This is a genomic window from Mesorhizobium sp. M8A.F.Ca.ET.202.01.1.1 (genome assembly GCF_004791595.1).
In the GTDB taxonomy this organism is placed as follows: domain Bacteria; phylum Pseudomonadota; class Alphaproteobacteria; order Rhizobiales; family Rhizobiaceae; genus Mesorhizobium.
The window spans coordinates 332,276-356,792 of sequence record NZ_SRUN01000005.1 but is presented as its reverse complement, the minus strand read 5'-3'; the positions used below and the strand labels follow the sequence as shown (position 1 = coordinate 356,792).

Here is a 24,517-nt window from a genome sequence, read left to right as displayed (position 1 = left end):
CACGGCGGCTCTTCGTCCGCCAACCTGACCATCACCATCACCGGCACCAATGACGCGCCGGTGGCGGTGGCCGATGCGGCGGCGGTGAAGGAAGACACCAACACGCTGGCCGATCCCAATCCGGTGAGCGGCAATGTGCTTTCCAACGACACCGATGTCGACAATGGCGACACGCACAGCGTCAGCGCCGTCAACGGCTCGGCTGGCAATGTCGGCAACGACCTGGTCGGCACCTATGGCACGCTGCATCTCAACAGCGACGGCAGCTACAGCTATACGCTCGACAATGGCCTGGCCTCGGTGCAGCAGCTTGCCGAAGGCGCCACCGTCACCGACGTCTTCAGCTACACCAACTCGGACAACCACGGCGGCACCTCGAGCTCCAGCCTGACCGTCACCATCAACGGCACCAATGACGGCCCGGTCGCGGTTGCCGACATCAATTCGGTGAAAGAGGACACCGCGCCCAATCCGGTCAGCGGCAATGTGTTGACCAACGACACCGATGTCGACACCGGCGACACCCACAGCGTCACCGCCGTCAATGGCGTGACCGGCAATGTCGGCACCGATGTCACGGGCACCTACGGCACGCTGCATCTCAACAGCAACGGCACCTACACCTACACGCTCAACAATAGCCTGGCCTCGGTGCAGGCGTTGGCCCAGGGCGCCAGCGTCACCGACGTCTTCACCTACACCAATTCCGACAACCATGGCGGCTCATCGACCGCCAACCTGACCGTCACGGTGAACGGCACAGACGACGCCAGTGCAACGTTGATTTCCTCCGTCGTGGACGGCAAGCAGGGAAACAACGCCACGCCAAGCACCGTGACAATAACATTCACGTCGGCTGTCACCGCGAATTTTGCAAATCTATCGGACGTGATGCACGTCACCGGTTTGCCGAATGTCAGCGTGATCGCGGGGTCGGGAAGCTTCAATGCAGCCCACACTCAGTATACGTTCCAAGTCGACAAAGGCGCGGGGAGCAACAACGGATCGTCCTACACGCTCAATATCGACAGCGGAGCATTCACGGACACCACAGGGCATACAAACGCAGCGAAAACCACGTCAGGACTCAAACCCGCCGGCACCTCCGGCGAGCCCATCAACCTCGCCCTCACCGACCCCTCACATGAAGGCGCACTCATCACCGTCACCGTGAAGGACGTTCCCTCAGGCTGGACCATCGACGGCGCGACGCACAACGCCGATGGATCCTGGACGGTGCAGACCAACGACCTGCACGGGCTGACCGTGACCACCCCGGCAGACTTCACCGGGGCAGCCGTGCTCGACGTCCAGATGAGCTGGATCAACGCCGACGGGACCTTGGGCACTGCGTCGATCGCCGATAATGTCGAGGCCTACGCTCCGGGATCGCCGATCTTTGCCTGGTCCGGCGACGACGTGCTGACCGGCTCGCACGGCAACGACCTCTTCGTCTTCTCGCAGCCGATCGGCGCCGACACCGTGCACAATTTCGACGCCGCGGCCGACCAGATCGACCTCATCGGCTACAGTGGATTGGCAGACTTTGCCGACCTCCAGACGCACATCGCCGACGATGCCAATGGCAATGCGGTGATCGCGCTCGGCGACGGACAGTCGATCACGCTGGACGGCGTGCATTCGGGCGCACTCACGGCAAGCAATTTCGTCTTCGACCAGACACCGGTGGTCAACAATTCAGGCACCATGACGATCGGCGACGGCGCGTTGCTGCCGCTGAGCGGCATCATCAACAACAGCGGCCTGATCTCGCTCGGCTCGACCGGCAGCGATACGCTGCTGCAGGTTATCCAGCACGGCGTGACCTTGCAGGGAGGCGGGCAGATCCTGTTATCCGACAGCGCCGCCAACATGATTTCCGGCACCGGGCCGGATGTCACTCTCGTCAACGTCGACAACACGATCTCGGGCGCCGGCCAGCTGGGCGGCGGCATGCTCAGCCTCGACAATAGGGGGACCATCATCGCCTCCGGCTCGAATGCGCTGGTCATCGATACCGGAGGCAGTGTCGTCACCAACTCCGGAACGCTGGAAGCAACGGGTTCGGGCGGGCTGACGATCACCGGCGGCCTGGCGAATTCGGGCATGCTCTGGGCCAATGGCGGTGACATCGTAATCCATGGCCAAGTCACCGGCGACGGCGATGCCACCATCGGCAACTTGTCGAAGTTGGAGTTCGGCGGCGCCTCGTCGACGGACGTCACCTTCGGACACGACGCTGCCGGCACGCTGCAACTCGACGATTCCTTCGACTACAGCGGACGCATCGGCGGCATCACCAATGATGACCGACTGGACCTCGGCGATATCCTGTTCGGTGCGGGAACGACGGCCGTCTATCAGGCAAACCAGGATGGCAGCGGCGGAACGCTGACCGTTTCGGACGGCACCCATGGCGCCGCATTGCATCTGGTCGGCAGCTATGATGCGAACGCCTTCAAGCTTGCCGACGATGGCCAGGGCCATACCGTCGTTTCGTACAGTCCGGCGGAATTCACGCTGACCGGCATCGGCAGTGGGGCGATTTCGAGCGACTTGGTGGTGTGAGCGAAAAGGGCCGCCGGCTGCGGCGGCTCCCTTGACCTGACGAGTATCGAGTGGGGTTCTGGAAGTGGATAGCAAGTCTCGAATTGTGAAGGATGCGCTTCGGGCATGCCGCCGCTATTTCCTGGTTGCGGCGGCATTCAGCCTGGCGATCAACCTGCTTTACCTCGCCTCCCCACTCTACATGCTGCAGATCTACGACCGGGTTGTCACCAGCGGCAGCGAAACCACGCTGGTGATGCTGACCCTGGTGTTGCTGGCGGCGTTCCTTTCGCTGGCCGGTCTCGACCTTGTCCGCGCCTGGATCCTGACGCGTGCCAGCGCCCGGCTCGACCGGTTGCTCTCGGCAAGGATCCTCGCCGCGTCCGTGGAAACCCCATCGCCCGGCTCCTCGCCGAGCCAGCCGATCCGCGACTTCGATACGTTCAGGCAGGTCATCACCGGCAGCGGCATCCACGCCCTGTTCGATCTGCCATGGTCGCCCATCTACATCGGCATCATCTTCCTGCTGCATCCTTGGCTCGGCTTCTTCGCGCTCGGCTGCTCGCTGCTCTTGATCGGCATGGCCGTGCTCAACGAGTATCTCGTGCGCTCGCCGCTGAAGCAGGCCAACGAGCTGGCGACGAACAACTATAACTTCACCGAGATGAGTCTCAGGAACTCGGAAGTCGTTCGCGCCATGGGGATGATCGACGGTCTCATCCGCCGCTGGGGGCGCGACCGCAACTTGGCGCTGCGGCGCCAGGCGGAGGCAAGCGACCGCGCCGCCCTGATGTCGGGCCTTATCCGGTTCCTGCGGCTCACCATGCAATCGCTGATCCTCGGCCTCGGCGCCTATCTGGTGATCGAACGGCAAATTACCGGCGGCACCATGTTCGCGGCGAGTCTCCTGCTGGGCAGGGGGCTGCAGCCTGTCGAGCAGATCGTCGGCCTCTGGCGCAGCCTGATCCTGGCGCGGGCTGCCTTGGCAAGGGTCGAGAAGCTGGTCGACGGCGGCGCGCGCAACGAAAGAGCGTTCAACCTGCCCAAGCCCAGTGGCACGATCTCCGTCGAACAGGTCAGCTTTGCAATTCTCAGCCAGCAGAAGGTGCTTCTGCGCGAGGTGTCGTTTCGGCTGGAGGCTGGCGAGGCGCTCGGGATCGTTGGCCCCTCCGGCGCCGGCAAGTCGACCCTGGCGCGCCACCTTGCCGGCGTCATGCAACCCAGCCGAGGCACGGTCAGGCTGGATGGCGCCGACCTGTCGCAATGGGGGCACGACGCGCTCGGCGATCACATCGGCTACCTGCCGCAGGATATCGAACTCTTCTCCGATACGGTCGCCGCCAACATTGGGCGCTTCAAGACCAATGTCGACCAGGAGGTGATCGAGGCCGCGCGGCTCGCCGGCGTACACGAGATGATCATCCGCCTGCCGCAGGGCTACGAGACGCAGATCGGCGAGGGCGGCGCTGTGCTGTCGGGAGGATACCGGCAACGGATTGCTCTTGCCCGGGCGGTGTTTGGGACGCCGAAACTGATCATTCTCGACGAGCCGAGTTCCAATCTCGACGCCGATGGCGACCGCGCGCTGAGCGACTGTGCGATCGAGCTCAAGCGCCGCGGCAGCACGGTTATCATCGTCTCGCATCGTCCCTCGACCCTGGCGAATGTCGACAAGATACTTCTGTTGCGCGATGGCGCCGTCGAGGCGTTCGGCATGAGAAACGAGATCGTGGCGCTGCTCAACCAGCGCGCGGCTCCAATGGCGGTGGCGACCCAATGAGCCGTGGTCGGAGAGATCGATGAGCGACAGCGCCCTCACTTACCATAGCCTGCCCGGCGAGGCCGGCATCCTGGCTCCGGATTCCATCCGGGTGCCGGCCTATATCGGCCTGCTGATCATAGTGGCCTTTTTCGGCATTTTCGGCGGCTGGGCGGCCTTTGCCCCTCTGAACGGTGCCGTGCTCGCCGATGCCATCGTCAAGGTGGAAGGCAATCGCAAGAGCGTCCAGCATTTCGACGGCGGTACGGTGAAGGAGATCCGCGTCAAGGATGGCGACGTCGTCAGGAAGGGCGACATAATGCTGAAGCTGGACGACACCAGGATTCGGTCCGAGTTCAATCTCTATGCCCAGCAATATGCGCTGTTGCGCGCAGCCGATGCCAGGATCCGTGCCGAACTGGACGGCAGCGAGGCTGTTGCCTTTCCCAAGGACATCCTCAAAGAGCACGAGGACTACCTCAAGGACGCAATGGCAAACCAGATCGCCGACCTGGAAAGCCAACGCGCCTCGATGGCCGGCGCCAAACAGATCCTTCAGCGGCGTATTGCCGAGCTCGAGGAGCAGATACGGGGCAAGCAGTCCCGAGTCGAATCCTACCAGGCCCAGCTCAAATCGACGATCGACGAGAAGGCCAGCCTGTCGAAGCTGCTCAAGGCCGGTTTGACGACCCGCCCACGCATCCTGGAACTGGAAAGGTCGGCCTCGGATTTGCAGGGCTTGATCGACGATAATCTCGGCGCCATCGGCGGCAGCCAACAGAGCAAAGCCGAACTCGAGAGCCAGATCGCACAATTGACCAATGAGCGCCGGACCAAGTTGTCGGCCATGTTGATCGATACGCAATCGAACCTGTCCGACCTCATACCCAAGATGTTCGCCGCCCAGGCTGCCATGGACCGGGCCGAAGTGCGCGCGCCCTATGACGGCCAAGTGATGGATCTAAGCGTTTTCTCGATCGGTGCGATCGTGGCGCCGGGCCAGACCATCCTCGACATCGTGCCGACCGAGAATTCGCTGATCGTCCAGGCACAGGTTCGCGTCGAGGATATATCGAACCTGCGTCCCGACATGGCCGCCGAAGTTCGTTTCACATCATACAAGCAGCGTTCGATACCCATCATTCATGGACGCGTCACCCGCATTTCGGCGGATCGCATCACCGACACCAAGACCGGCTTTCCCTATTATCTCGCGGACGTGGCGGTCGATCCGGTGGAATTAGCCGCGGCCCCACAGATCGCGCTTTATCCGGGCATGCCGGCGTCGGTCATGATCGTTACCGAGCAACGCACGGCACTCGACTACATTTTAGGCCCGCTGGTTGTGTCGTTCCACTCCGCGTTTCGCCAGAAATGACGGTTCAGTCCAACACCGCGCGCGGCGAGAACTCCCGACGCGGCGAGAACCCCCGCCGACCTATCGTGGAAAATGCTTCTCTCCGCGTTGCGGCGCGTCTGGCCGTCTGGTGAAGAATCCAGGAGACCGTCGGATATAAGCGTGGACGTGTGTATGCGTGCGCGGTTCAGCCGCTTACCAAGCTCCACATCGAGGGCTGCATGCTGTCCCGGGTGATGTCGACCGTCGCAAGGGTGACAGGCAGCTTAAACCGCCGTGGGCCAGCGCTGTCCGGATTCAAATAGAGCACGCCATCCACTGTCTCCATGCTTGGCACATGCGAGTGACCGGACACGATCAAATCGATGCCCTGGGCAACCGGGTCGATCTGCAGCGTCTTGAGATCATGAAGCACATAGATTGCTCGCCCGGCGAGGCGGACGAGCTCGGTTTCCGCGTATTCCACTGCCCACCCACCGGTGTCCACGTTTCCTCTGATTGCGGTAACCGGTGCGATACCGCGAAGCGCTGCGATGATCTCAGGGCGACCGATGTCTCCTCCATGAATGATGTGGTCGACCCCGGCCAAGCAGCGCAGCGCCTGCGGCCTCAGCAGACCGTGCGTGTCCGAGATGATGCCAATTCTGAATGTCATGGCTCTGCCATCAGACGGTGAGGGTGCTCAAATCCGTTGCGACAAGGCTGTTCGTAAACGTCCGGACGGCTTCCGCGAGAATTTCGTCGTCGGGATAGCGGCCGGAGATGTGCGTAAGAACGAGTTGCTTTACATCACTGGTCGCTGCCAGCGATGCTGCCTCCGCGGCTGTCAGGTGTCCGTAGTCGCGCGCCATCGTTGCATCTCGTTCCAGGAATGTGGCTTCGATGACAAGCAGATCGGCGCCGCTCACCTTGTCGGCCAATCCATCGGTGGTTTCGGTGTCACCTACAATGACCAGCTTCTTGCCAGCCTCGGGTGGTCCGAGAACTGCTTCAGGAGCAATCGTCCTGCCGTCGGAGAGAGAAATTGAGCGGCCTTCGGCCAAGTCCTTCCGGATCGGGCCGTCTGGCACACCGAGAGCTGCCAAGCGGTCCGAAACGAGGTGACGACGCGCCGGCGTCTCGAAGACGAAGCCGTAGCTGTCGGTGTCGCGATGGCGAACTTGAAAGCAGTCGACCGTGAACTCATCCACGTCGAACACGCCTCCGGGCACAAGCGGCACCAGTTGCAGCGGGATCGGCGCGCGTCCCTCACCCCAAAGGCCAGCGAGCATGCGGGCGACGACCTCGAGAGTGTCGGCGCTGCCATGAATGGTCACAAGGTCCTCGCTCTGCCGGAGCCGCAGCGTCGAGAACAAGCCCGGAATTCCGAGCACGTGGTCGAAATGCGCGTGCGTGAGGAGCAGGCGATCAAGTCGCCTGAATCCGGCGCCGCTGCGCAGAAGCTGACGCTGGGTGCCTTCCCCGCAATCGACCAGCACCCGTTGACTGCCGGCTTCAACGAGCAGCGCCGGGTGGTTGCGCTCGGCCGAGGGCACGCTGGCCGAGGTGCCGAGGAAGATGAGCCTGAAGGTCATGCGAGCAGTCTACCTCGCGGGCAACGAGACCTCAAAGCCGGCGAAGGCCCCTAGACTAGTCTAGACGCTTAGGCGACGAAGCGGACCACGCCGCCATCCACGCGCAGAGCCGCGCCAGTGGTTGCGGAAGCCTGCTCTGAGCACACATAGACGATCATGTTGGCGACCTCGTCGGTCGTCGCGAAACGCTGGATGAGGGTGGTCGGACGCATAGCCCTCAAGAAGCCCTGCTCGCTTCCTCTTGCATGATTCCGTTTGCCTCAGCCTGTTTCGCCATGAAGTCACCCAGGATCTCAGACCGGGTAGGCCCCGGCAGGACGGCGTTGACGGTGACACCCGTGCCCGCGACCGCCTCGGCAAGACCGCGCGAGACCGCCAGCTGTGCGGTCTTGGTCATGCCGTAGTCGAGCATCTCCTTGGGAATGTTGACCGCGGACTCGCTGCTCACGAACACGACGCGGCCCCAGCCCTTCGCCACCATCCGCGGCAGGTAGTGGCGCGTCATGCGCACGCCGCTCATCACGTTCAGCTGGAACAGGCCAAGCCAGTCGTCGTCGGGGATCTTCGCGATGTCCTCGATGCCGTTGTAGTCCCGGATGTGAGCCGTACCCACGTTGTTGACGAGGATATCGGCGTCGGGCGCCTGCGCGAAGAATGTCTCGGCGCCCTCCGCGGTCGAAAGATCGGCGGTGACGCCGGAGATCTCGCTGTCCGGGAAAGACTGGCGCATCTGCCGCACCGCCTCGTCGACCCGGGCATTCCCACGACCATTAATGACGACCGACGCCCCTGCACGAGCTAAACCTTCTGCGGTGGCGCGGCCGATGCCTGCCGTCGACCCGGTGACGATCGCTGTGCGGCCCTTGAGTTCGATATTCATGTCATTCATCTCCTATTGTGAGCAGCTAAGGCGATCGATGCGCCGAAGCGCATCGTTCCCCTCGACCGAGAGCCTTGAAACCTGGCCCGTGCGGCCCAAGCCTCAGGACAAATGCACTAACCTGCCTTTTTCGCGACATCCGCCTCCACCGCGCGGGCGAGGCTTTCGACCCATTTCTGGTGATAGCGGTAGAGCGCACCGGGATGCTTGCGTCCGAGCTCCTCGATGAACCAGGGCCCTTGTTGCGTTTCCTCGGTCAGCACATGGCAGCCGTTGGCCGTCGGTGTGATGACCCAGCCGTGGTACGCGCTCGAGCCGGTCTCGTCGCCATCGACCGTCGTCGACCACGCAAGCCTGCGGAAGGGCGCGCATTCCGTCACGACCAGACTCATCGGGAATCCGACCGTCACCCGGCTGTATTTGGTTCCGAGCGCCAGTCCCGGCTCACCGGTCAGGATCTTGACCTGGTCTTCGGCAGGAAAGTAGCTCGACCAGTTCTCGGCGTCGGTCAGCAGCCTCCATACCACTTGAGGGGGGCGCCTTCACGTCGATGTCATTGAGCGCATAGATGGCCGACGTTTTGGGATCGTACTTCTCGGGCCAGATCACACGTTCGTGCATCGATCACTGCTCCTTCTTGAACAAATCCTGGAAGATGAGCTGGCCCCAAATGCGGCCGCGTGCGTGCACCAGCGCGCCACCCTCGTCGAGCTTTCCCAGCTTGACGGGTGCGAACCCGAGTTGTTTGGCCAAGGCCGCAACGGGAGCGATCGCGTCCTCGTCGTCACCAGACAGAAACACGACCCGGTGGCCGCCCTCCACGGTCGGATCGGCAGCCAAAGTGGCCGCAATCAGGTGATTGAAACCTTTCACGAACTTGGCGCCGGAGAACGCCTTCGCGACGAAGGCGGAGGACAGGAGACCGTCCAACTCCTCAGGGGGGACTAACGCGTTCATCGCGTCGATGACCGTCTTGCCTTTCCAGCTCGGCAGGGCCTTCGCAACCTCGCGGTGCTCGCCGAACGGGACCGCCAGGATGATTGTGTCGGCCTCGAGTGCGTCCCGCAGCGACTTGGCGACGACCGTGGGTCCAATTGCCCCAGCCTGCGGCGCCAACGCCTCGGGCGGCCGGCGGCTCGCGACGGCAACCTTGATGTTTTTACGGGCGAAAGCGTGGGCGAGGGCCTGGCCTACCTTACCGAACCCTACAATTGCGTAGCTCATAATATTTCTCCGATCCATGTTGATATTGATTCCCCGGCCTTCAACGGCGCTGGGTTGTCCGTTCTCGCCGATCAGCCGTTTCCCGCGATCCGGCGCGATTTCAGATCGCCGAGAAGCCTCCGTCGACAGACAACTCCAACCCATTCACGAAGCTCGAATCGTCTGAAGCAAGAAACAGCGCGGCCGCCGCAATTTCCTCGGGACGCCCCATCTTTCCCCGCGGAATCAGGGATTCGAACATCCGCTTCCCCTCCTCGTCGAGAACTTGGTCCTGCATCGGTGTGGCGATCGGCCCGGGGTGCAGCACGTTCACCCGGATATTCCTGCCCTTCAGCTCGTTGAGCCACCCGCGTGCGAATGCGTGCAACGCCGCCTTGCTCGCCGCATACACGCTGTAACCAGGAAAACCTTTCACCGAAGCAACTGATCCGGTCATGAAGATCGATCCGCCATCGTTGAACAGCGGCAACGCCTTTTGCACCGTGAACAGTGTGCCGCGCGTATTCAGGCCGAAGGTCGCATCGAAATGCTGCTCGGTAATCTCACCCAGTGGGACGGCTTCGCCGGTGCCGGCGCTCGCATACAGGACGTCGATCTTGCCCTTTTCCCGCTTGACCGTATCGAACAGGCGGTCGAGGTCGTCGAGATTGGCCGCATCGCCGCGCACGCCGGTCACGTTCCGGCCAACCAGCCTGATGGCCTCGTCGAGCGCCTCCTGCCTCCGGCCCGTGATGAAAACATAGGCGCCTTCTTCAACGAACCGTTTGGCGGTCGCCAGCGCCATGCCGCTCGATCCACCCGTGATGACGGCAACCTTACCTTCAAGCTTTCCCATGATTTTTCCTTTCAGACTCCAACTTTGGTCGTTCGGGGAGGCCCCCGAGACCCTGAAGATGGGTCCGCTGCAGCCAGGCATTGAGTGCGGAAACGCGCACATCGGTGGTGCAAAATCGATCCGGCTGAATGACTGATGCCAGCCGCGGCGATCGGTGTCTGCCGTTGGGAATTGGGCCGCGCCCGGCGACATAGGCTATGATGACGGCCGTACTGCTGTACGATGGCGTTGGACACGGGCTTTGTAAGGCGCACCGCGCGGTGCGGGATTGCACCATGATCGACTGGGATGACGTTCGCTACTTTCTTGCCGTCGCGCGCGGAGGCTCGGTGCGGGCTGCCGCCGAGGGCCTCGGGGTGTATCACTCGACCGTGCTGCGACGCATCGCACAGCTCGAGGAACGCCTCGGGGCGCAGATGTTCGAAAAGCTGCCTTCGGGCTACCGCCTGACGGCTGCGGGCGAAGAGGTCCTCGAGCTCGCGAACCAGATGGAAGCGTCGTCGCACCAGCTGGAGACCCGCGTCTTCGGTCGCGACCAGAGTGTGCGCGGGCTTCTTCGGGTGACGCTGGCACCGCCCCTCGCGACTCACCTGCTCATGCCGGACTTCGCCGATTTCGCGCGTCTGCATCCCGACATCGAGATGGAAATCTTGTCGGTCGGCGAGCTGGCAAATCTGACCAACCGAGAGGCCGACGTGGCGATCCGTGTCGTCTACGACCGCAAAACCCTGCCGCTCAATCTTCACGGACTGAAGGGACCGGAGCTGTTCGGCGGCGTCTACATCTCCCGCGATCGACTGGCCGCGTGGCGTGCGGGCGCGCCGGATCCCATCCGGTGGATCGTCATAAGCATTCATGGAATACCAGACTGGGCCAGCGAGGGTGAGGTTCGCACAACGGGGGTTCCGTTCAGGACCACGGACGGCGAGGCGCAGATCGTTGCCGTACGGCAAGGGCTCGGGATCACGACGTTGCCGTGCTTCGTCGGAGATGCCGACCCCCTACTGGTGAGGGTGCCAGGCACCGACCTGCACATGTACGGAACGCTCTGGCTTCTCACCCAGGGGGAGACACGCAAGACGAAGCGCGTGCGGCTCTTCACGGAGTTCGTATCCGGCAGGCTCGCCGCGTACGCTCCGCTCCTCACGGGGCTGTCCATATCGCGCGACTGACGCCCGGCAGGTCACTGGCGACGCTTGCCGCAATCAGGTCGGAAGCCGAGCTGCGAGCGCCTGAAGCGGCGGTTCCGTTCGCGGCGATGGCTTTCCCGATCATCGAAAGCCGCCTGCAGTGGCCGCTTGCACCAACAAGATCGTCGTGGCTGCCAATCTCGACGATGCGGCCATGATCGAGGATCAGGGTATCCGGCAAAGCTACTCGTTCAGGCGACCCGCGGCTTCGATCTGCACCGGGATCTGTACATCAATCGCTATCGCGCGCAATTAGCTCCAGCGGCCAGACCTCGCGCATGATACGTGGACCCTCCGGGCCGGCGAAGGCAGGAAGCGACGCCAGCAGCATTTCGGCGAGCCGCCGTCCCATCGGCTGCAGCGCCGGGCGGAAAGCAGTCAGCGCCGGCGAAAAATAGCGGCAGAGCGGCGTATCGACGATGACGGTCACCGCCATGTCGTGACCCGGCTTGATACCCATCTCGGCCAGCGCCTTGCATCCCCCAAGCGCCATCGCGTCATTGTTGAAGATGATGGCGGTCGGCGGGTCCTTGCGGCGCATCACCCGCGGGGTCACTTCGTAGCCACCGGCCTCGTTGATGAAGCCGTCGGCAATCAGGTGGGGATCGACCGCGATGCCATGCCGGCGCAAGGCCTTGCGGTAGCCGTCGAGGAACAGATAGCCGAAATTCAGATCGAGCGATGGGCGGATGGCAGCGATGCGGCGATGGCCGCGCGTCACCAGCCGGTCGACCGCGTCGGCGCCTGCTTTTTCGAAATCGAGATCGAGCGAGGGGTAGGCCTTGTCGCCGGAGCGGCTACGGCCGAGCGTGGCGAAGGGGAAGCCGGCCTGGGTGAGATAGTCGATGCGCTCGTCCTCGCGCCGCGTCCAGGCCAGCACCACCGCATCGGCACGGCGCGTCTCGACAACACGCCGCAGGCGCTCCTGCTGATAGTCGCCCGGCGCGCCCATCACCACGATCAGGTCCAGTCCGCTTTCGGCGAGCCGGCCCTGCAACCCAGTCAGGAACGGAATGAAGAACGGCTCGCCATATTCCTGGTCGCCCGGATGCGGCTGCAGCATGAAGGCGATCGAGTGGGTAGCGCCTTGCCTGAGACTGCGGCCGGACTGGTTCGGCGAATAGTTGAGAGCCCTGGCTGCCTCGAGAACGCGCTGGCGCGTGTCGGCATTGACGTCGGCGCGGCCGTTGAGCGCGCGCGACACCGTGCCGATCGAAATGTTCAGGTGACGGGCAAGGTCGTGAATGCTGGACGCCAAGTGACTGTTCTCCCCTTGCTTGGCTAGCACCGGTGGCCGCCGGGGCCAAGGCGCAATGACGATTTTCGCCGGCGGCCGATTGACATTCTACGCCTTCGGGTGTGTTCTCGTAAACGTTTACGGAAAAACGTTTACGGTCACGCCGTGAACGCCGGAACCATCGGCCTGGAGGGGCCGAGAGGAGGAGCGCTGGATGATCGACGCCGTTCTTGTCGGCTGCGGAGCGATGAGCAAGGCCTGGCTAGATGCCGCGCGGCAGATCGACGGGCTCGCCATAGTCGGCCTTGTCGACCTCGATGCCGACAGGGCGAAGGCGAGGGCGCGCGAATACGATCTCGGTGGTGCCGTCATCGGCACCAGTCTCGACGCAGTGCTCGACCAGATCCGACCGCAAGCGGTGTTCGATGTGGTGGTTCCCGCCGCCCGGCGCGACGTTGCGCTTTCCGCCTTTGCCCACCATTGCAATCTGCTGACGGAAAAGCCGCTCGCCGATAGCCCGGAGAATGCCCGCGCCATCGTCGAGGCCGCCCGCCAGGCCGGGCGCATCCATGCCGTCGTCCAAAACCGCCGCTACGTCGCCAATGTCCGACGCATCCGGAGGTTTCTGGACTCCGGCGCCATCGGTGCCGCGACCAGCATCCACGCCGACTTTTTCGTCGCACCGCATTTCGGCGGATTTCGCGAAGAGATGGCGCACGTGCTGCTGCTCGACATGGCGATCCACACATTCGACGCCGCCCGCTACATGGTCAATGGCGAGCCGGCCGCGGTCCATTGCCAGGAATGGGAACCGGCCAATTCCTGGTACCGACAGGGCTCATCGGCCAGCGCGGTCTTCGATCTCGGCGGCGGCAAGGTCTTCACCTATGCGGGCAGCTGGTGCGCGGCCGGCTTCCGCACCAGTTGGGAGGGTAGCTGGCGCATCGTCGCCGAGCGCGGCAGCCTGATCTGGGATGGCCATGACGGGTTGAGGGCGGAAGTGGTGGTGCCGGGTCGCGACGGCATGTTCGACAAGATACAGCCAATCGAGGTGCCGGCGCTCGATCCCGCCGATCGCGTCGACGGCCATCTCGGCATCATCAGGGATTTCATGCGCGCCATCGAGACCGGCACGGAACCGGAAACGCGCGGCGCCGACAACATCAAGAGCCTGGCCATGGTCTTCGGTGCCATCGAAAGCGCCGAAACCGGACGTCGCGTGATGATCGCAGAGGAAGCACAATGATGCCAAACCCGCTTCTCGACATCAGGATCGGCACCATGGTGCGGGCCAACCTCGACGACCCGGCCGCCTACATCAAGGCAATCCTGCCGCTCGGCTTCGAGAGCATTCAACCCTTCTTCTGGCAGACGCTTGGTGGCAAGGACCTGCCCCGGCTGGCCGGTCAGATCCGCGAGGCGATCGGCGATGCCGATGTCACGGTGTCCTCGATCGGCGTTTTCGGCAATCCGCTGGAGGGCGGCGATGTCGACCGTGGCGTCCTCCAGGCCTGGGAGACGGTCATCGACAATGCCCATTTGTTCGGCGCTTCGATGGTCTGCGGCTTTACCGGCCGGCTCCGCGGCAAACCGCTGACAGACAGCCTGCCGCGCTTTCGCGAGGTGTGGGGGCCGCTGGCCAGGCGAGCCGCCGGCAAGGGCGTTCGCATCGCCTTCGAGAACTGTGCGATGGACGGCAACTGGGCTGCCGGAGACTGGAACATCGCCCACAATCCGGACGCCTGGGAGCTGATGTTCAACGAGTTGCCTGACGACAATCTCGGCCTCGAATGGGAGCCTTGCCACCAACTCGTCTATCTGATCGATCCGATGCCACAGATCCGCAAATGGGCGCCACGCATCTTCCACGTCCATGGCAAGGACGCGACGGTGCGCTGGGACGTCATTCGCGAGCACGGCGTGTTCGGCCGGCTGCCATTCGTGCAGATGCGCACGCCGGGCTTCGGCGACAGCGACTGGACGCGGGTGATCAGCGAATTGCGGCTGGCCGGGTACAAGGGCGCCATCGACATCGAAGGCTGGCACGATCCGGTCTATCGCGGCGACCTCGAGATCACGGGACAAGCACGCGCCCTGGAGTATCTCAAGCTATGCCGGGGAGGTGCGAGCTACCTGCCAAATCCGGCGTGAGGACCGGTCGGCGGGAGGAGCCGGCCGTAAGTGGTACTGCCAAGGCAATCGTTCGAAAAACCCCTCGGCTGACGAGGGAAACAATGGGAGGAACGTGCATGAGCATCGCGACCAGAACGACATTTCTGCGCACGACCGTCGTGGCGGCGGCCACGGCGCTTGCCGCCGCAATCTCCATCTTGCCGGCGCAGGCGCTCGACGCCCAATGGTGCAAGGACGTCCACATCCGCTTCTTCGTCGGCGGCGCCGAGGGCGACGCCTTCGGCACAATCGTCTACAATGGCGCCAAGCAGGCCGCGGCCGATCTCGGGCCGAAGGTCGACTACATCTTCTCCCAGTGGGACGCGGAGAAGATGGTGCAGCAATTGCGCGAAGCGGTCGCGGTCAAGCCCCAGGGCATCGCCATGATGGGCCATCCGGGCGACGCCGCGATCATGCCGCTCGCCGAAGAGGCGCATAAGGACGGCATCAAGATGATGTACCAGAACGTCCCGGTGCCGAAGGTGACGGCGGCGTTTGGTGGCGGCTATGTCGGCGCGCAGCAGGAACAGCAGGGCCGCGCGCTCGGCGCCGAAGCGTTCAAGCTCGGCAAGCTCAAGGCCGGCGACAAGGCAATCATGATCGGTCCGTTCGAGAACGAGAACCGCGGCGCGCGCGAGCGCGGCACGGTGGCGGCGTTGAAGGAAGCGGGGGTCGAGGTCATCCAGCTGTCCTCGCCGCCGAGCGGCGAATGGGCGTCCGATCCCAACCTCGCCATACCGGTGATCACGGCGGCGCTCCTCAATCACCCCGACATCAAGGCGGTCGGCTATCCCGGGGGACAGATGCTCGGAAATGTCCCAACCTACATGCAGGCGGCGGGGCGCAAGCCCGGCGATATCTTCAACTTCGGCTTCGACACCAGCCCGCAGATCGTCGAGGGCTTCAAGGGCGGCTGGGTGCAGCTGACGGCCGACCAGCAGCCATTCCTGCAGGGCTATCTGCCGATCCTCAGCCTTTGCCAGCAAGTGGTGCTGGGTCTGGCGCCGATGAATGTCGACACCGGCGCCGGTTTCGTGACGCCCGAAAATTACGCAATCGTCGCAGAACTCGCCAAACAGGCGCTGCGCTGACCTCCCAAGCCGTCGGCCGGGATCAGGCCCCGGCCGACGGGACCGCCGGCGAGAAGGCCGGTGCGAGACAATCAAGCGAGGATCCGATGGCCGAACGTCTCATAGAACTGCGCGATATCGCCAAGTCCTACGGCCACGTCTATGCACTTGGCGGGGTCAATCTCAGCGTCGACCGCGGCGAGGTGGTCGGCCTCATCGGCGACAACGGCGCCGGCAAGTCGACGCTGATCAAGATCCTCTCCGGCGTGGTCAAGCCGACCAGCGGCGAGATCCTCATCCGCGGCAAGCCGGTGACCGGTTGGAATGCGGCACGTTCGCGCGAGGCCGGCATCGAAACGGTGTTCCAGGACCGGGCGCTGGCCGTACAGCAGACGATCGTGCGCAACATCTTCATGGGCCGCGAACTCACCGGTTTTCTCGGCTGGCTGAAGGTCGGCAAGGAAATCGAGGAGGCGAGTCGGCTGATGCGCGAGATCGGCTTCACCTCGAAAGTATTCACGCCGCACTCGATCGTCGGCCAGCTGTCGGGCGGCGAACGCCAGGGCGTGGCGATCGCGCGCGCCATCTACAAGCAGGCGGAGCTGATCGTCCTCGACGAGCCGACGACGGCGCTGTCTCTGACCGAGACCGCCAAGGTCTTCCATTTCGTGCGCCAGGTGCGGGCAAGCGGTCGCTCGATCCTGTTTATCGGCCACAACATCCATCATGTCTTCGACATCGCTGATCGCTTCGTGGTGCTGGATCGCGGCAAGGTCGCGCTCACCGCCGACCGGAGCGAGGTCAAGTCGGCCGAAGACCTCATCAATTTCATGGAAGACGTCGCGCATCCGGGCGGGTTGGCCGGACTGCACGACACCGGCGACGCGGAGCAGAGAGCACGATGAGCAAGACCATGGAGCCCGATCTGCGCGAGCCGTCGGCTGGCATCTCCCGCCAAGGCAGTTCCCGGAACGAGTGGAAGCACCCGTCCGACCACTGGCTGCGCGGCTTCGTCCTCGACAATCGGGCGTCGCTTGGCACGCTCGCCGTGTTCATCGTCATGATGGCGGTCTTCATGATCGCCAACCCGACGGTCTTCACAACCTGGTATCTCTACAGCGCCGTGCTCACCACGCTTCCCGTGGCGCTGTTCGTGGTCGTGCCGCTGGTCTTCGTCGTCACGTGCGGCGAGATCGACCTGTCGTTTCCCGCGACGATGGGTTTCGCCTCCTGGGTCTTCGCGCTGGTGGTGCAGGCCGGGTATGATCCGTTCCTCGGCATTGCGGCAGCGCTGGTCACAGGCACGCTGCTCGGCTTCCTCGTCGGGTCGCTGGTGGTCTATGGCGGGCTGTCGTCGCTGATCGCCACGCTCGGCATGAATTTCCTGCTGCGCGGCCTGATCCAGATCATCAATGAGGGCAGATCGACCTCGCTGACCAGCCTTGCCGACAGCTGGGCCTACCGGATCTTCTCCAGCCAGATCTGGGGCATTCCGGTGCAGATTTTTTGGGCGATCGCCTTCGTCGTCTTTTCGGCGATGCTCTACAACCGCCACCGCTTCGGCGCGCAGGTGAGGGTGGTCGGTGACAATCCCGACAGTGCCCAGCAGATGGGCATCGACGTCAAGCGCGTGCGGGTGAAAGTGTTCGTCTTCGTCGGCATCGGGGCCGCGATCGCCGGCACGTTCTCCGTAATGATCAACTTCACCTGGTGGCCAACGGCCGGCGACGGTTATCTCTTGCCGGTGCTGGCCTCGGTGTTCGTCGGCGGTACGCCGACCTGGGGCGGCATCGGCACGGTGGCCGGCGGCGCGATCGGCGCCGTCACGGTGTCGTTTATCCAAACCGGCGTCGTGGCGGCTGGCCTGAGCGGCTTCTACGTCCAGTTCTTCAACGGGCTGATCATCATCCTTTCGCTGCTTGGCCACAAATGGAACCAGGCACGGTATCGGTGACACGATCAGCTTGGTGCGAGAGCCGACGGCGCGGCAATAAGCCCGTGCCTCACAAGGCAATGGACGACTGGGAGATACCCGCGACCTCGTCCGTCCATCAAGATTTCGGGTTGGCTTTCCGCCAAGCCTCATACTCATCATTTGCACTTGGGTGGAGCGGATAGTAGCGTTGCAACGACCCGCCCTGCATGAGTTTCTCACGCGAGAACTCCTCCCAGTCGTGATGCTTCTGGGATTCCTCGATCACCTTCGCGGCCATTGCGACGGGCAGCACGACCACCCCGTCATCGTCGGCGACGATGATGTCGCCGGGGATCACCGTGACGCCGCCGCAGGCAATCGGAACGTTGACGGCATTGGGATAGATGCTGGTTTGCACATGGTAGTTGGGCGTCCAGCCGCGCAGCCATAGGGCCAGGTCGAGTTTTTCGACATTGGGCCGGTCGCGCATGCAGCCGTCGATGACGATACCCGCGCCGCCTCTGCCTTTGAAGTATGTCGACATCATATCGCCGAACACGCCCGAGCTCATGTCGCCGCGCGCGTCGACTACGACCACATCCCCCTCTTGTGCGTGGTACAGCACATGCCGGTGCAGCTGTGTCTCCGGATCGGCATATTCTCCCTCGTTGAAAAGATCGGGCCGCTGCGGCAGGAACTGCAGCGTCAGCGCCGGCCCGACGATCGACTTGCCATGGTTCTGCGCCATCGGGCCGACCATATGCGGATTGCGGAAACCCATATGACCAAGCGTGCCGGCAACCGTCGCGGCGCCGATCTCCTTTAGCGCGTCGATCAGATCCCTGGGCGGCCGCGTGATGTCGGAAGTATGCGTCATTGTGGACTCCGATTGAAAGGGAACTACCAGTTCGTGACAGAACCATCGCGGCGCTTGAGGTGGGGCGCTTCCCAGAAACGGAAGCTTTGCGCCTGGACCGCCTCTTCGTTGACCTCGACGCCGAGCCCCGGCAGATCGGTGACGGGATAATCGGGGCCGTCCAGCCGTGGTTGCACCGGAAAGAAGTCGGAATTGTCGAAACCGAGCTTTGCTTCGGGCGCCCTGGTCTCGAGCCACGAGAAGTTGGGCACTGCGGCGGCGAGATGCACTGTCGCGGCCGTGCACACTGGACCCAGCGGATTGTGTGGCATCAGGTCCACATAGTGCGCCTCGCTCCAGCCGGCGACTTTCATCGCCTCGGTGAAGCCCCCGACATTGCAGATATCGAGCCGGTTGAACTGGTGGATGCCGCGCTCGACATAGGGCAGGAACTGCCACTTGCTGGCAAATTCCTCGCCGATGGCGAAGGGGATCTCGGTCATCTTGCGCAGGGATTCGTAGGCTTCCGGCGTCTCGTCGCGTATCGGCTCCTCGAGGAAATCGAGCACGCCGCGGTCGAGCTTGTTACAGAAGCTCGCCGCCTCCGCCACCGACAGGCGATGATGATAATCGATGCCGAGGACGACGTCGTCGCCCAGCGCCTGGCGCGCCTTGTTCAGCATCGTCGCTGTTGCGCCGATCGACTCGCGCGGCTCGAAGACATCCTTGCTGTTTTGCCCGACGGGAAAGAAGCGGATTGCCTGCCAGCCCTGCGCGTGCAGTTCGCGGGCCCGTTCGATGGCCACGTCGCCCTCCGCCTCGTCTCCGGTCGAGGCGAAAGTGGGGATCCGGTCGCGCTGCTTGCCGCCCAGCAACTCGTAGACCGGTACCCCCAGCGCCTTGCCCTTGATGTCGTGAAGGGCGATGTCGATGGCGGATATCGCAGCCTGCAGAACGCGGCCGCCTTCGAAATACTGACTGCGATAAAGCTCCTGCCAGATCCGCCCGATCCGCATGGGCTCGCGTCCGACCAGAAACTCGCGATAGTGCTCGACCGCGCCAGCCACGGCCTTCTCGCGGCCGCTCAGGCCGCTCTCGCCCCAGCCGAAGATGCCGTGGTCGGTCTCGACCTTGACCAGCATCTGGTTGCGCGTTCCCACCCACACCGGATACGGCTTGATCGCGGTAATCTTAAGCTTCCTGGTCATCCACACCCACGTCCCACACGCATCCGCCTGCTCAGCTGGCCTCGAGGGCCATTTCGGTTTCGCCGTCGAACAGATGCATCCGCTCCTGGTCGAACTCGAGCCAGATCCGCTCGTCGGGCGTCACGGCAATGTTCGGTGGCACGCTGACGTTGACGATGGCACCGGACAGGAACGCCTGCACGAAGGTCACGTCTCCGGTTGGCTCCACGGTGTAGACCTTGGCCGGGATGCTGCCTGGCACTGCACTCTTGTGCAGCTTGATCGTCGAGTGGCGTGCGCCGAGCACGACTTTTTTGGTCGTTGCCTTCGTGACCTTCTGGACGTTGCGCGGCGAGAGCCCAAGGCTCCAGCCCTCCGCGCTGGTCAACACGGTGCCGCCGTTCGCTGTCGATATCTCCAGCGGAATGAGGCTCATCGCCGGGCTGCCGATGAAGCTGGCGACGAACATGTTCACCGGATGGGCAAAGACCTGCGCCGGCGAATCGTATTGCTGCAGGAAGCCACCGTTCATCACCGCCATCTTGTCGGCCATCGTCACGGCTTCGAGCTGGTCGTGCGTCACATAGATGATCGTCGCCTTGAGGTCCTGGTGGAAGCGCTTGATCTCGGACCGCATCTGTACGCGCAGTTTGGCGTCGAGGTTGGAGAGCGGCTCGTCCATGAGGAACACGGCGGGATCGCGCACAAGGGCGCGGCCGAGGGCCACACGCTGCTGTTGGCCTCCCGAAAGTTCGCGTGGCTTGCGCTCGAGCAGGTGCGTCATGTCGAGCACCCGCGCCGCCTCCTTGACCTTCTTGTCGATCTCGTCCCTTGGCAGTTTGCGCATCTGCAGCGGGAACGCCAGGTTCATGTAAACCGACTTTTGCGGGTAGAGCGCATAGTTTTGAAACACCATTGCGATGTCCCGGTCCTTGGGGTCGAGGTCGTTGACCACCCGGTCGCCGATGACGATGTCGCCCGAGGTGATCGGGGTCAGCCCCGCGACGAGATTGAGAGTGGTTGTCTTGCCGCAGCCTGAAGGGCCGACGAGCGCAACGAACTCGCCGTCGTTGACCGTCAGCGAAACGTCGTTGACGGCCTTGAAGTTGCCGTAGGTCTTGACGAGATCTTTGAGGACCACGTGGGCCATCGGCAACTCCCTAATGCTTGACCGCGCCTTCTGTCAGGGCGCGTACGAAGTATCGTTGCAGGACGAGGAACAGCACCACGACGGGCACGCTCATCATGAAGCTCGCCGCCATCAGGCCCGGAAAGTCCGTCGTGTTTTCCGAGAAGAAGCGCTGGATGCCGACCGGCAGCGTCAGCTGCTCGTTCTTGGAGAGGAAGGTGTAGGCGTAGATGTACTCGTTCCAGGCGCCGATGAAGGAGTAGATCGCGGTGGCGATGATCCCCGGCGTCGAAAGCGGCATCACGATCATGATGAAGGCCTGGAACCGTGTTGCGCCATCGATGCGCGCCGCCTGCTCGAGCTGCACCGGAATGTTGTCGTAGAAACCCTTGAGTAGCCAGATTGCCAGTGGCAGGCCGAAGGTGAGGTAGGTGAGAACAAGCGAGCCATGCGTGTTCACCAGCCCGATCGCGCGCATCAGGATGAAGAGCGGCACGAGAAAGATCACCGCCGGGAACATGTTGCGCAGCAGCACTGCGAAGAACAGGAAGTTGCGGCCCGGGAAGGTGAAGCGCGAAAACGCGTAGGCCGCGGGGACAGCCACGATCACCGAGAGGATTGTCGTGACGGTCGACACGAACAGGCTGTTCCAGAAGAAGCGCAGGAAGTCCTGGCCGACGCTGTTCTGCGGATCGAGCAGCTTCTGGTAGCTGGCAAGCGTAGGCTCGTCCGGCCACCATTGCGGCGGGAATTGCGTCGCCGCGAAGCCGGACTTGATCGAGGTGATCAGCATCCAGATCATCGGCAGCGCGGTGTAGAGCAGCATGAACAGAAGAAAGATGCGCCCGGCCCACCGCCATCCGTCCAAGCGCATACGGCGACGGGTCTGGCCTCGAGAGGCTGTCTCGGCGATCGTGCTCATGCGCCACCCTCTTTTCGCTCGTTGCCGCTCAGCGCACGGACGTAGAAATAGCCGAGGGTCATCAGGATGAGGAACAGGAGCACCGAATAGGCCGATGCCACACCCCAGCGCTGCCGGCCGAAGGCGAGCTCGTAAATATGGGTTATCCAGATATGCGATGCGTTCGACGGCCCGCCTGCGGTCATGATCCAGGGGATGATGAAGGAATTGAAGTTGGCCACCGCAAGCAGCAGGATCGTCACCACCGAGACGTTGCGCAAGTGCGGAAAGGTGACGTGCCAGAAGCGCTGCCATGCATTGGCCCCGTCGACCTTGGCGGCGCGCAACAACTGGTCGGGAACTGTCTGCAGGCCGGCCATCATCATGATCATGGCAAACGGGAACTCGCGCCAGATATTGACGACGATCAGGGAGGGCAGCACCGTGCTGACGTTGTCGATGAAATTGGGCGGCCGGTCGGTCAATCCGAGGCCGACCAGTACCGCGCCTATGATGCCGAAATCCGAATGGTAGATCCACTTCCAGATATAGGAGGCGGCGACGGCGCTGATCACCCAGGGAATGATCAGGATGGCACGCAGGACGCCGCGACCGATAAAATCTCGATGCAGCGCCAGCGCCGTCGCAAAACCCAGGACAAAGGAGATGAAAGTCGATCCGAATGTCCAGACCAGGGTGTTCCAGGTGACTTTCCAGAACACCTCACTGGTCAGGATGGTGGTGTAGTTGTCGAAGCCGATGAAGGTCTTGTCGCGGAGTTGCAGGCCGGGCGGCGTCTTATAGAACGACAGCTCGATCGTGTAGTAGATCGGATAGGCGATGACGACGAGCATCACGGCGATTGCCGGAAGCACGTATGCGTAGTCGGCGCGATGAGCCCAGATGTTCCGCAATACGCCGGACCTGCCGGGTTGCAATTTTCGGCGAGCCTCGGCCTTGCCGGTCACGATCGTCACTGTGGCGTGCCCTTGTTCTTCGGAACGAACCGGCTGCGCTCTCGGTGCAGCCGGCCAGATCGGAGGTCAGGTCCGGACTAGAGTCCGCCCATCAGGTCTTTGACCTTCTTGGCCGCGTCGTCCGCTGCCTGATCGACGGTCATAGCTCCGGTCAGGGCATTCTGCAGCATGTCCGGGACGATGATGTTCATGATCTCGGGGGACTCCGGCAGCGCCGGGAACGGGATGCCATACGGCAGCATCGAGGTCGTGACATCGAGGAACTTGATATGGTCCAGGCGTTCCTTCATCCATTTGGTCTTGAAGCCGTTGAGATTGCCCGGGTTGGAGCCGGCATAGGCCATTTTCAGCGACCATTCAGGGCTAGCCCACATGCAGATCATCGCCTTCGCGGCCGGCTCGTCCACCTTGCCGCCCTCTACATATTCGGGCTTCAGGATGTGAATGTTCGAGCCGCCGAACACGACGGCGCGTTTGCCGTCGGGGCCGGTCGGGATCAGGCCGTAGCGCATGTTGTCGATGACGGTCTGCGCCTTGTCCTTGTCGGTCCCGGTCGCCTTTGCCTGGAGGTCGAGCATGACGTTGTAGTCGGATGGGTGGGAGACCATCATGCCCAATTGGCCGGCGACGAACAGAGGCTGGTTGTCGGCCTGCTGGTTGGTAAGTGCAGAGACCGGAACCGACTTGTCGCGGACGTACATGTCATATGAGGCTTGCAGCGCGGCCTTGCTCTGCGGGCTGTCGAGCTCCACCTGCTTGTAGGTCGGGTTCGCGGTGGCCTCGTCGAAGACGCCGCCGCCATAGGCCCACAGCTGCGGCATGAAGCGATAGGGCGTGTTGCCGGCATTCTTGCGAGCCACGAGGCCGTAGCCGGCAATGCCGAGCTTGTCGTGGATCTGCTTGGAATATTTGACGACGTCGTCCCAGGTTGCCGGAGCCTTGTCCGGATCGAGGCCCGCACGCTTGAAGATGTCGGCGTTCCAGATGAACGCCATCGTCTCGTTGTTCGTTGGAACGCCGTAGGTCACCCCATCCCAGGTCACCGCCTTCATGGCGCCCGGCCAGAAATCCTCGGTCGAATAGCCAACATCCTCCGGCTTGAGCGGCTGCAGATAGCCCTTCGAGGCGAATTCGGTACCACCCAGGATCTGCAGACGGACCGCCATCGGCGCGGCATTGCCCAGCAGTGCCGTACGGAATTTGTCGAGAAGGTCGTTATAGGTGAGGGCCTGTTCCTCGAGCTGGATGTTCGGATAGGTCTTGCGGAAAGTCTCGAAGAAATCCTTGTAGTACTGGCGCAGGAGGTCGGGATCGCCCTCGAACACGCCCTGATACCAGAAAGTCAGTCGCCCCTTGTAATCGAGCGGGGTGACCTTGGCGCAATCGCCGGCCGTGTCGAAATCCTGTGTTCCGGCGATCGAGCGCACATATTCAGGCGACCATTTGCTCAGGTCGACCGGCGGCGCACCCAGCGCCGATGTGGACATAAGCGATGCCGCCAAAACACGGACGACAGTGCCGCGCAGGACCGCACTGCCGAGCATGATCCTCGTCATAGGTATCCTCCCTGGTTCTCCGCCCTGCGATCGCGAGGATGGCTTTTCAGTACGGTGTATCCTCTCGATCACTTAGTACGTTTTCAGATCACGGATTGCCTGTCAACGCGTCAGATCGTACATTGTTTATGGAAACCGTGCATGATATCGG

The 24,517-nt window shown here is 62.9% G+C and carries 22 protein-coding genes and 1 pseudogene; 9 read left to right on the top strand and 14 right to left on the bottom strand.

Annotation, left to right across the window (positions count from 1 at the left end):
• From EN845_RS14700 to EN845_RS14690, 3 genes are all read left to right on the top strand, one after another.
• Nucleotides 1–2,568: VCBS domain-containing protein (locus EN845_RS14700; protein WP_189587421.1), on the top strand; the 2,568-nt coding region annotated here is incomplete at its 5' end.
• A gap of 64 nt (nt 2,569–2,632) precedes the next feature.
• Nucleotides 2,633–4,327, top strand: a complete 1,695-nt coding sequence (locus tag EN845_RS14695; RefSeq protein ID WP_127870428.1) for a type I secretion system permease/ATPase — start codon at nt 2,633–2,635, stop codon at nt 4,325–4,327.
• 19 nt (nt 4,328–4,346) lie between these two features.
• Nucleotides 4,347–5,684, top strand: a complete 1,338-nt coding sequence (locus EN845_RS14690; RefSeq protein WP_127870429.1) for an HlyD family type I secretion periplasmic adaptor subunit — start codon at nt 4,347–4,349, stop codon at nt 5,682–5,684.
• A gap of 166 nt (nt 5,685–5,850) precedes the next feature.
• On the opposite strand, the gene EN845_RS14685 is transcribed toward EN845_RS14690, so the two are convergent.
• From EN845_RS14685 to EN845_RS14660, 6 genes and pseudogenes are all read right to left on the bottom strand, one after another.
• Nucleotides 5,851–6,318: a metallophosphoesterase family protein gene (locus tag EN845_RS14685; protein WP_127870430.1), complete on the bottom strand. Its 468-nt coding sequence runs from the start codon at nt 6,316–6,318 to the stop codon at nt 5,851–5,853.
• A gap of 10 nt (nt 6,319–6,328) precedes the next feature.
• Nucleotides 6,329–7,237, bottom strand: a complete 909-nt coding sequence (locus EN845_RS14680) for an MBL fold metallo-hydrolase (RefSeq protein WP_127870431.1) — start codon at nt 7,235–7,237, stop codon at nt 6,329–6,331.
• Nucleotides 7,238–7,305: 68 nt separating this feature from the next.
• Nucleotides 7,306–8,117 (bottom strand): annotated as a pseudogene (locus tag EN845_RS14675) (SDR family oxidoreductase).
• Nucleotides 8,118–8,233: 116 nt separating this feature from the next.
• Nucleotides 8,234–8,644, bottom strand: a complete 411-nt coding sequence (locus EN845_RS14670) for an SRPBCC family protein (RefSeq protein WP_245464234.1) — start codon at nt 8,642–8,644, stop codon at nt 8,234–8,236.
• 97 nt (nt 8,645–8,741) lie between these two features.
• Nucleotides 8,742–9,341, bottom strand: a complete 600-nt coding sequence (locus EN845_RS14665; RefSeq protein WP_127275502.1) for an NAD(P)-binding domain-containing protein — start codon at nt 9,339–9,341, stop codon at nt 8,742–8,744.
• Nucleotides 9,342–9,441: 100 nt separating this feature from the next.
• Complete coding sequence (locus tag EN845_RS14660; protein ID WP_127275501.1) at nt 9,442–10,176, bottom strand: SDR family oxidoreductase; 735 nt, start codon at nt 10,174–10,176, stop codon at nt 9,442–9,444.
• 275 nt (nt 10,177–10,451) lie between these two features.
• Between EN845_RS14660 and EN845_RS14655 the strand changes: the two genes are divergently transcribed.
• Nucleotides 10,452–11,348, top strand: a complete 897-nt coding sequence (locus EN845_RS14655; protein ID WP_127275500.1) for a LysR family transcriptional regulator — start codon at nt 10,452–10,454, stop codon at nt 11,346–11,348.
• On the opposite strand, the gene EN845_RS14650 is transcribed toward EN845_RS14655, so the two are convergent.
• Together EN845_RS14650 and EN845_RS14645 are read right to left on the bottom strand one after the other, a co-directional pair.
• On the bottom strand, nt 11,320–11,547 hold the full coding sequence (locus EN845_RS14650; protein ID WP_135931258.1) for a hypothetical protein: 228 nt from the start codon (nt 11,545–11,547) through the stop codon (nt 11,320–11,322). The genes EN845_RS14655 and EN845_RS14650 overlap by 29 nt on opposite strands.
• A 51-nt stretch (nt 11,548–11,598) precedes the next feature.
• On the bottom strand, nt 11,599–12,624 hold the full coding sequence (locus tag EN845_RS14645; RefSeq protein ID WP_127275499.1) for a LacI family DNA-binding transcriptional regulator: 1,026 nt from the start codon (nt 12,622–12,624) through the stop codon (nt 11,599–11,601).
• A gap of 193 nt (nt 12,625–12,817) precedes the next feature.
• On the opposite strand from EN845_RS14645, the gene EN845_RS14640 reads away from it, so the two are divergent.
• From EN845_RS14640 to EN845_RS14620, 5 genes are all read left to right on the top strand, one after another.
• Nucleotides 12,818–13,849, top strand: coding sequence for a Gfo/Idh/MocA family oxidoreductase (locus EN845_RS14640; protein ID WP_127275498.1), 1,032 nt, complete (start codon nt 12,818–12,820; stop codon nt 13,847–13,849).
• Nucleotides 13,846–14,754: a sugar phosphate isomerase/epimerase gene (locus tag EN845_RS14635; RefSeq protein WP_127275497.1), complete on the top strand. Its 909-nt coding sequence runs from the start codon at nt 13,846–13,848 to the stop codon at nt 14,752–14,754. Before EN845_RS14640 ends, EN845_RS14635 begins: the two co-directional genes overlap by 4 nt.
• Nucleotides 14,755–14,852: 98 nt before the next feature.
• Nucleotides 14,853–15,866, top strand: coding sequence for a substrate-binding domain-containing protein (locus tag EN845_RS14630; RefSeq protein WP_127870433.1), 1,014 nt, complete (start codon nt 14,853–14,855; stop codon nt 15,864–15,866).
• 86 nt (nt 15,867–15,952) lie between these two features.
• Complete coding sequence (locus tag EN845_RS14625; RefSeq protein ID WP_127870434.1) at nt 15,953–16,750, top strand: ATP-binding cassette domain-containing protein; 798 nt, start codon at nt 15,953–15,955, stop codon at nt 16,748–16,750.
• The gene (locus tag EN845_RS14620; RefSeq protein ID WP_127870435.1) at nt 16,747–17,799 is read left to right on the top strand and encodes an ABC transporter permease; all 1,053 of its coding nucleotides are present in this window, start codon (nt 16,747–16,749) and stop codon (nt 17,797–17,799) included. Before EN845_RS14625 ends, EN845_RS14620 begins: the two co-directional genes overlap by 4 nt.
• A 97-nt stretch (nt 17,800–17,896) precedes the next feature.
• On the opposite strand, the gene EN845_RS14615 is transcribed toward EN845_RS14620, so the two are convergent.
• The 6 genes from EN845_RS14615 to EN845_RS14590 all read right to left on the bottom strand — a co-directional run bounded on the left by EN845_RS14615 (nt 17,897) and on the right by EN845_RS14590 (nt 24,366).
• A complete protein-coding gene (locus EN845_RS14615; protein ID WP_127275493.1) occupies nt 17,897–18,637 on the bottom strand; it encodes a ribonuclease activity regulator RraA in 741 nt (246 codons plus the stop codon).
• Nucleotides 18,638–18,660: 23 nt separating this feature from the next.
• Nucleotides 18,661–19,824: a mandelate racemase/muconate lactonizing enzyme family protein gene (locus EN845_RS14610; RefSeq protein ID WP_127275492.1), complete on the bottom strand. Its 1,164-nt coding sequence runs from the start codon at nt 19,822–19,824 to the stop codon at nt 18,661–18,663.
• 31 nt (nt 19,825–19,855) lie between these two features.
• Nucleotides 19,856–20,953: an ABC transporter ATP-binding protein gene (locus EN845_RS14605; RefSeq protein ID WP_127275491.1), complete on the bottom strand. Its 1,098-nt coding sequence runs from the start codon at nt 20,951–20,953 to the stop codon at nt 19,856–19,858.
• Between the two features lie 10 nt (nt 20,954–20,963).
• Nucleotides 20,964–21,854, bottom strand: a complete 891-nt coding sequence (locus EN845_RS14600) for a carbohydrate ABC transporter permease (RefSeq protein ID WP_127275490.1) — start codon at nt 21,852–21,854, stop codon at nt 20,964–20,966.
• A complete protein-coding gene (locus EN845_RS14595) occupies nt 21,851–22,810 on the bottom strand; it encodes a sugar ABC transporter permease (protein WP_127275489.1) in 960 nt (319 codons plus the stop codon). Before EN845_RS14595 ends, EN845_RS14600 begins: the two co-directional genes overlap by 4 nt.
• A gap of 77 nt (nt 22,811–22,887) precedes the next feature.
• Nucleotides 22,888–24,366 carry a sugar ABC transporter substrate-binding protein gene (locus EN845_RS14590; RefSeq protein ID WP_127870436.1) on the bottom strand — a complete coding sequence of 493 codons (1,479 nt, stop codon included), beginning with the start codon at nt 24,364–24,366 and terminating at the stop codon, nt 22,888–22,890.
• Nucleotides 24,367–24,517 lie beyond the last annotated feature (151 nt).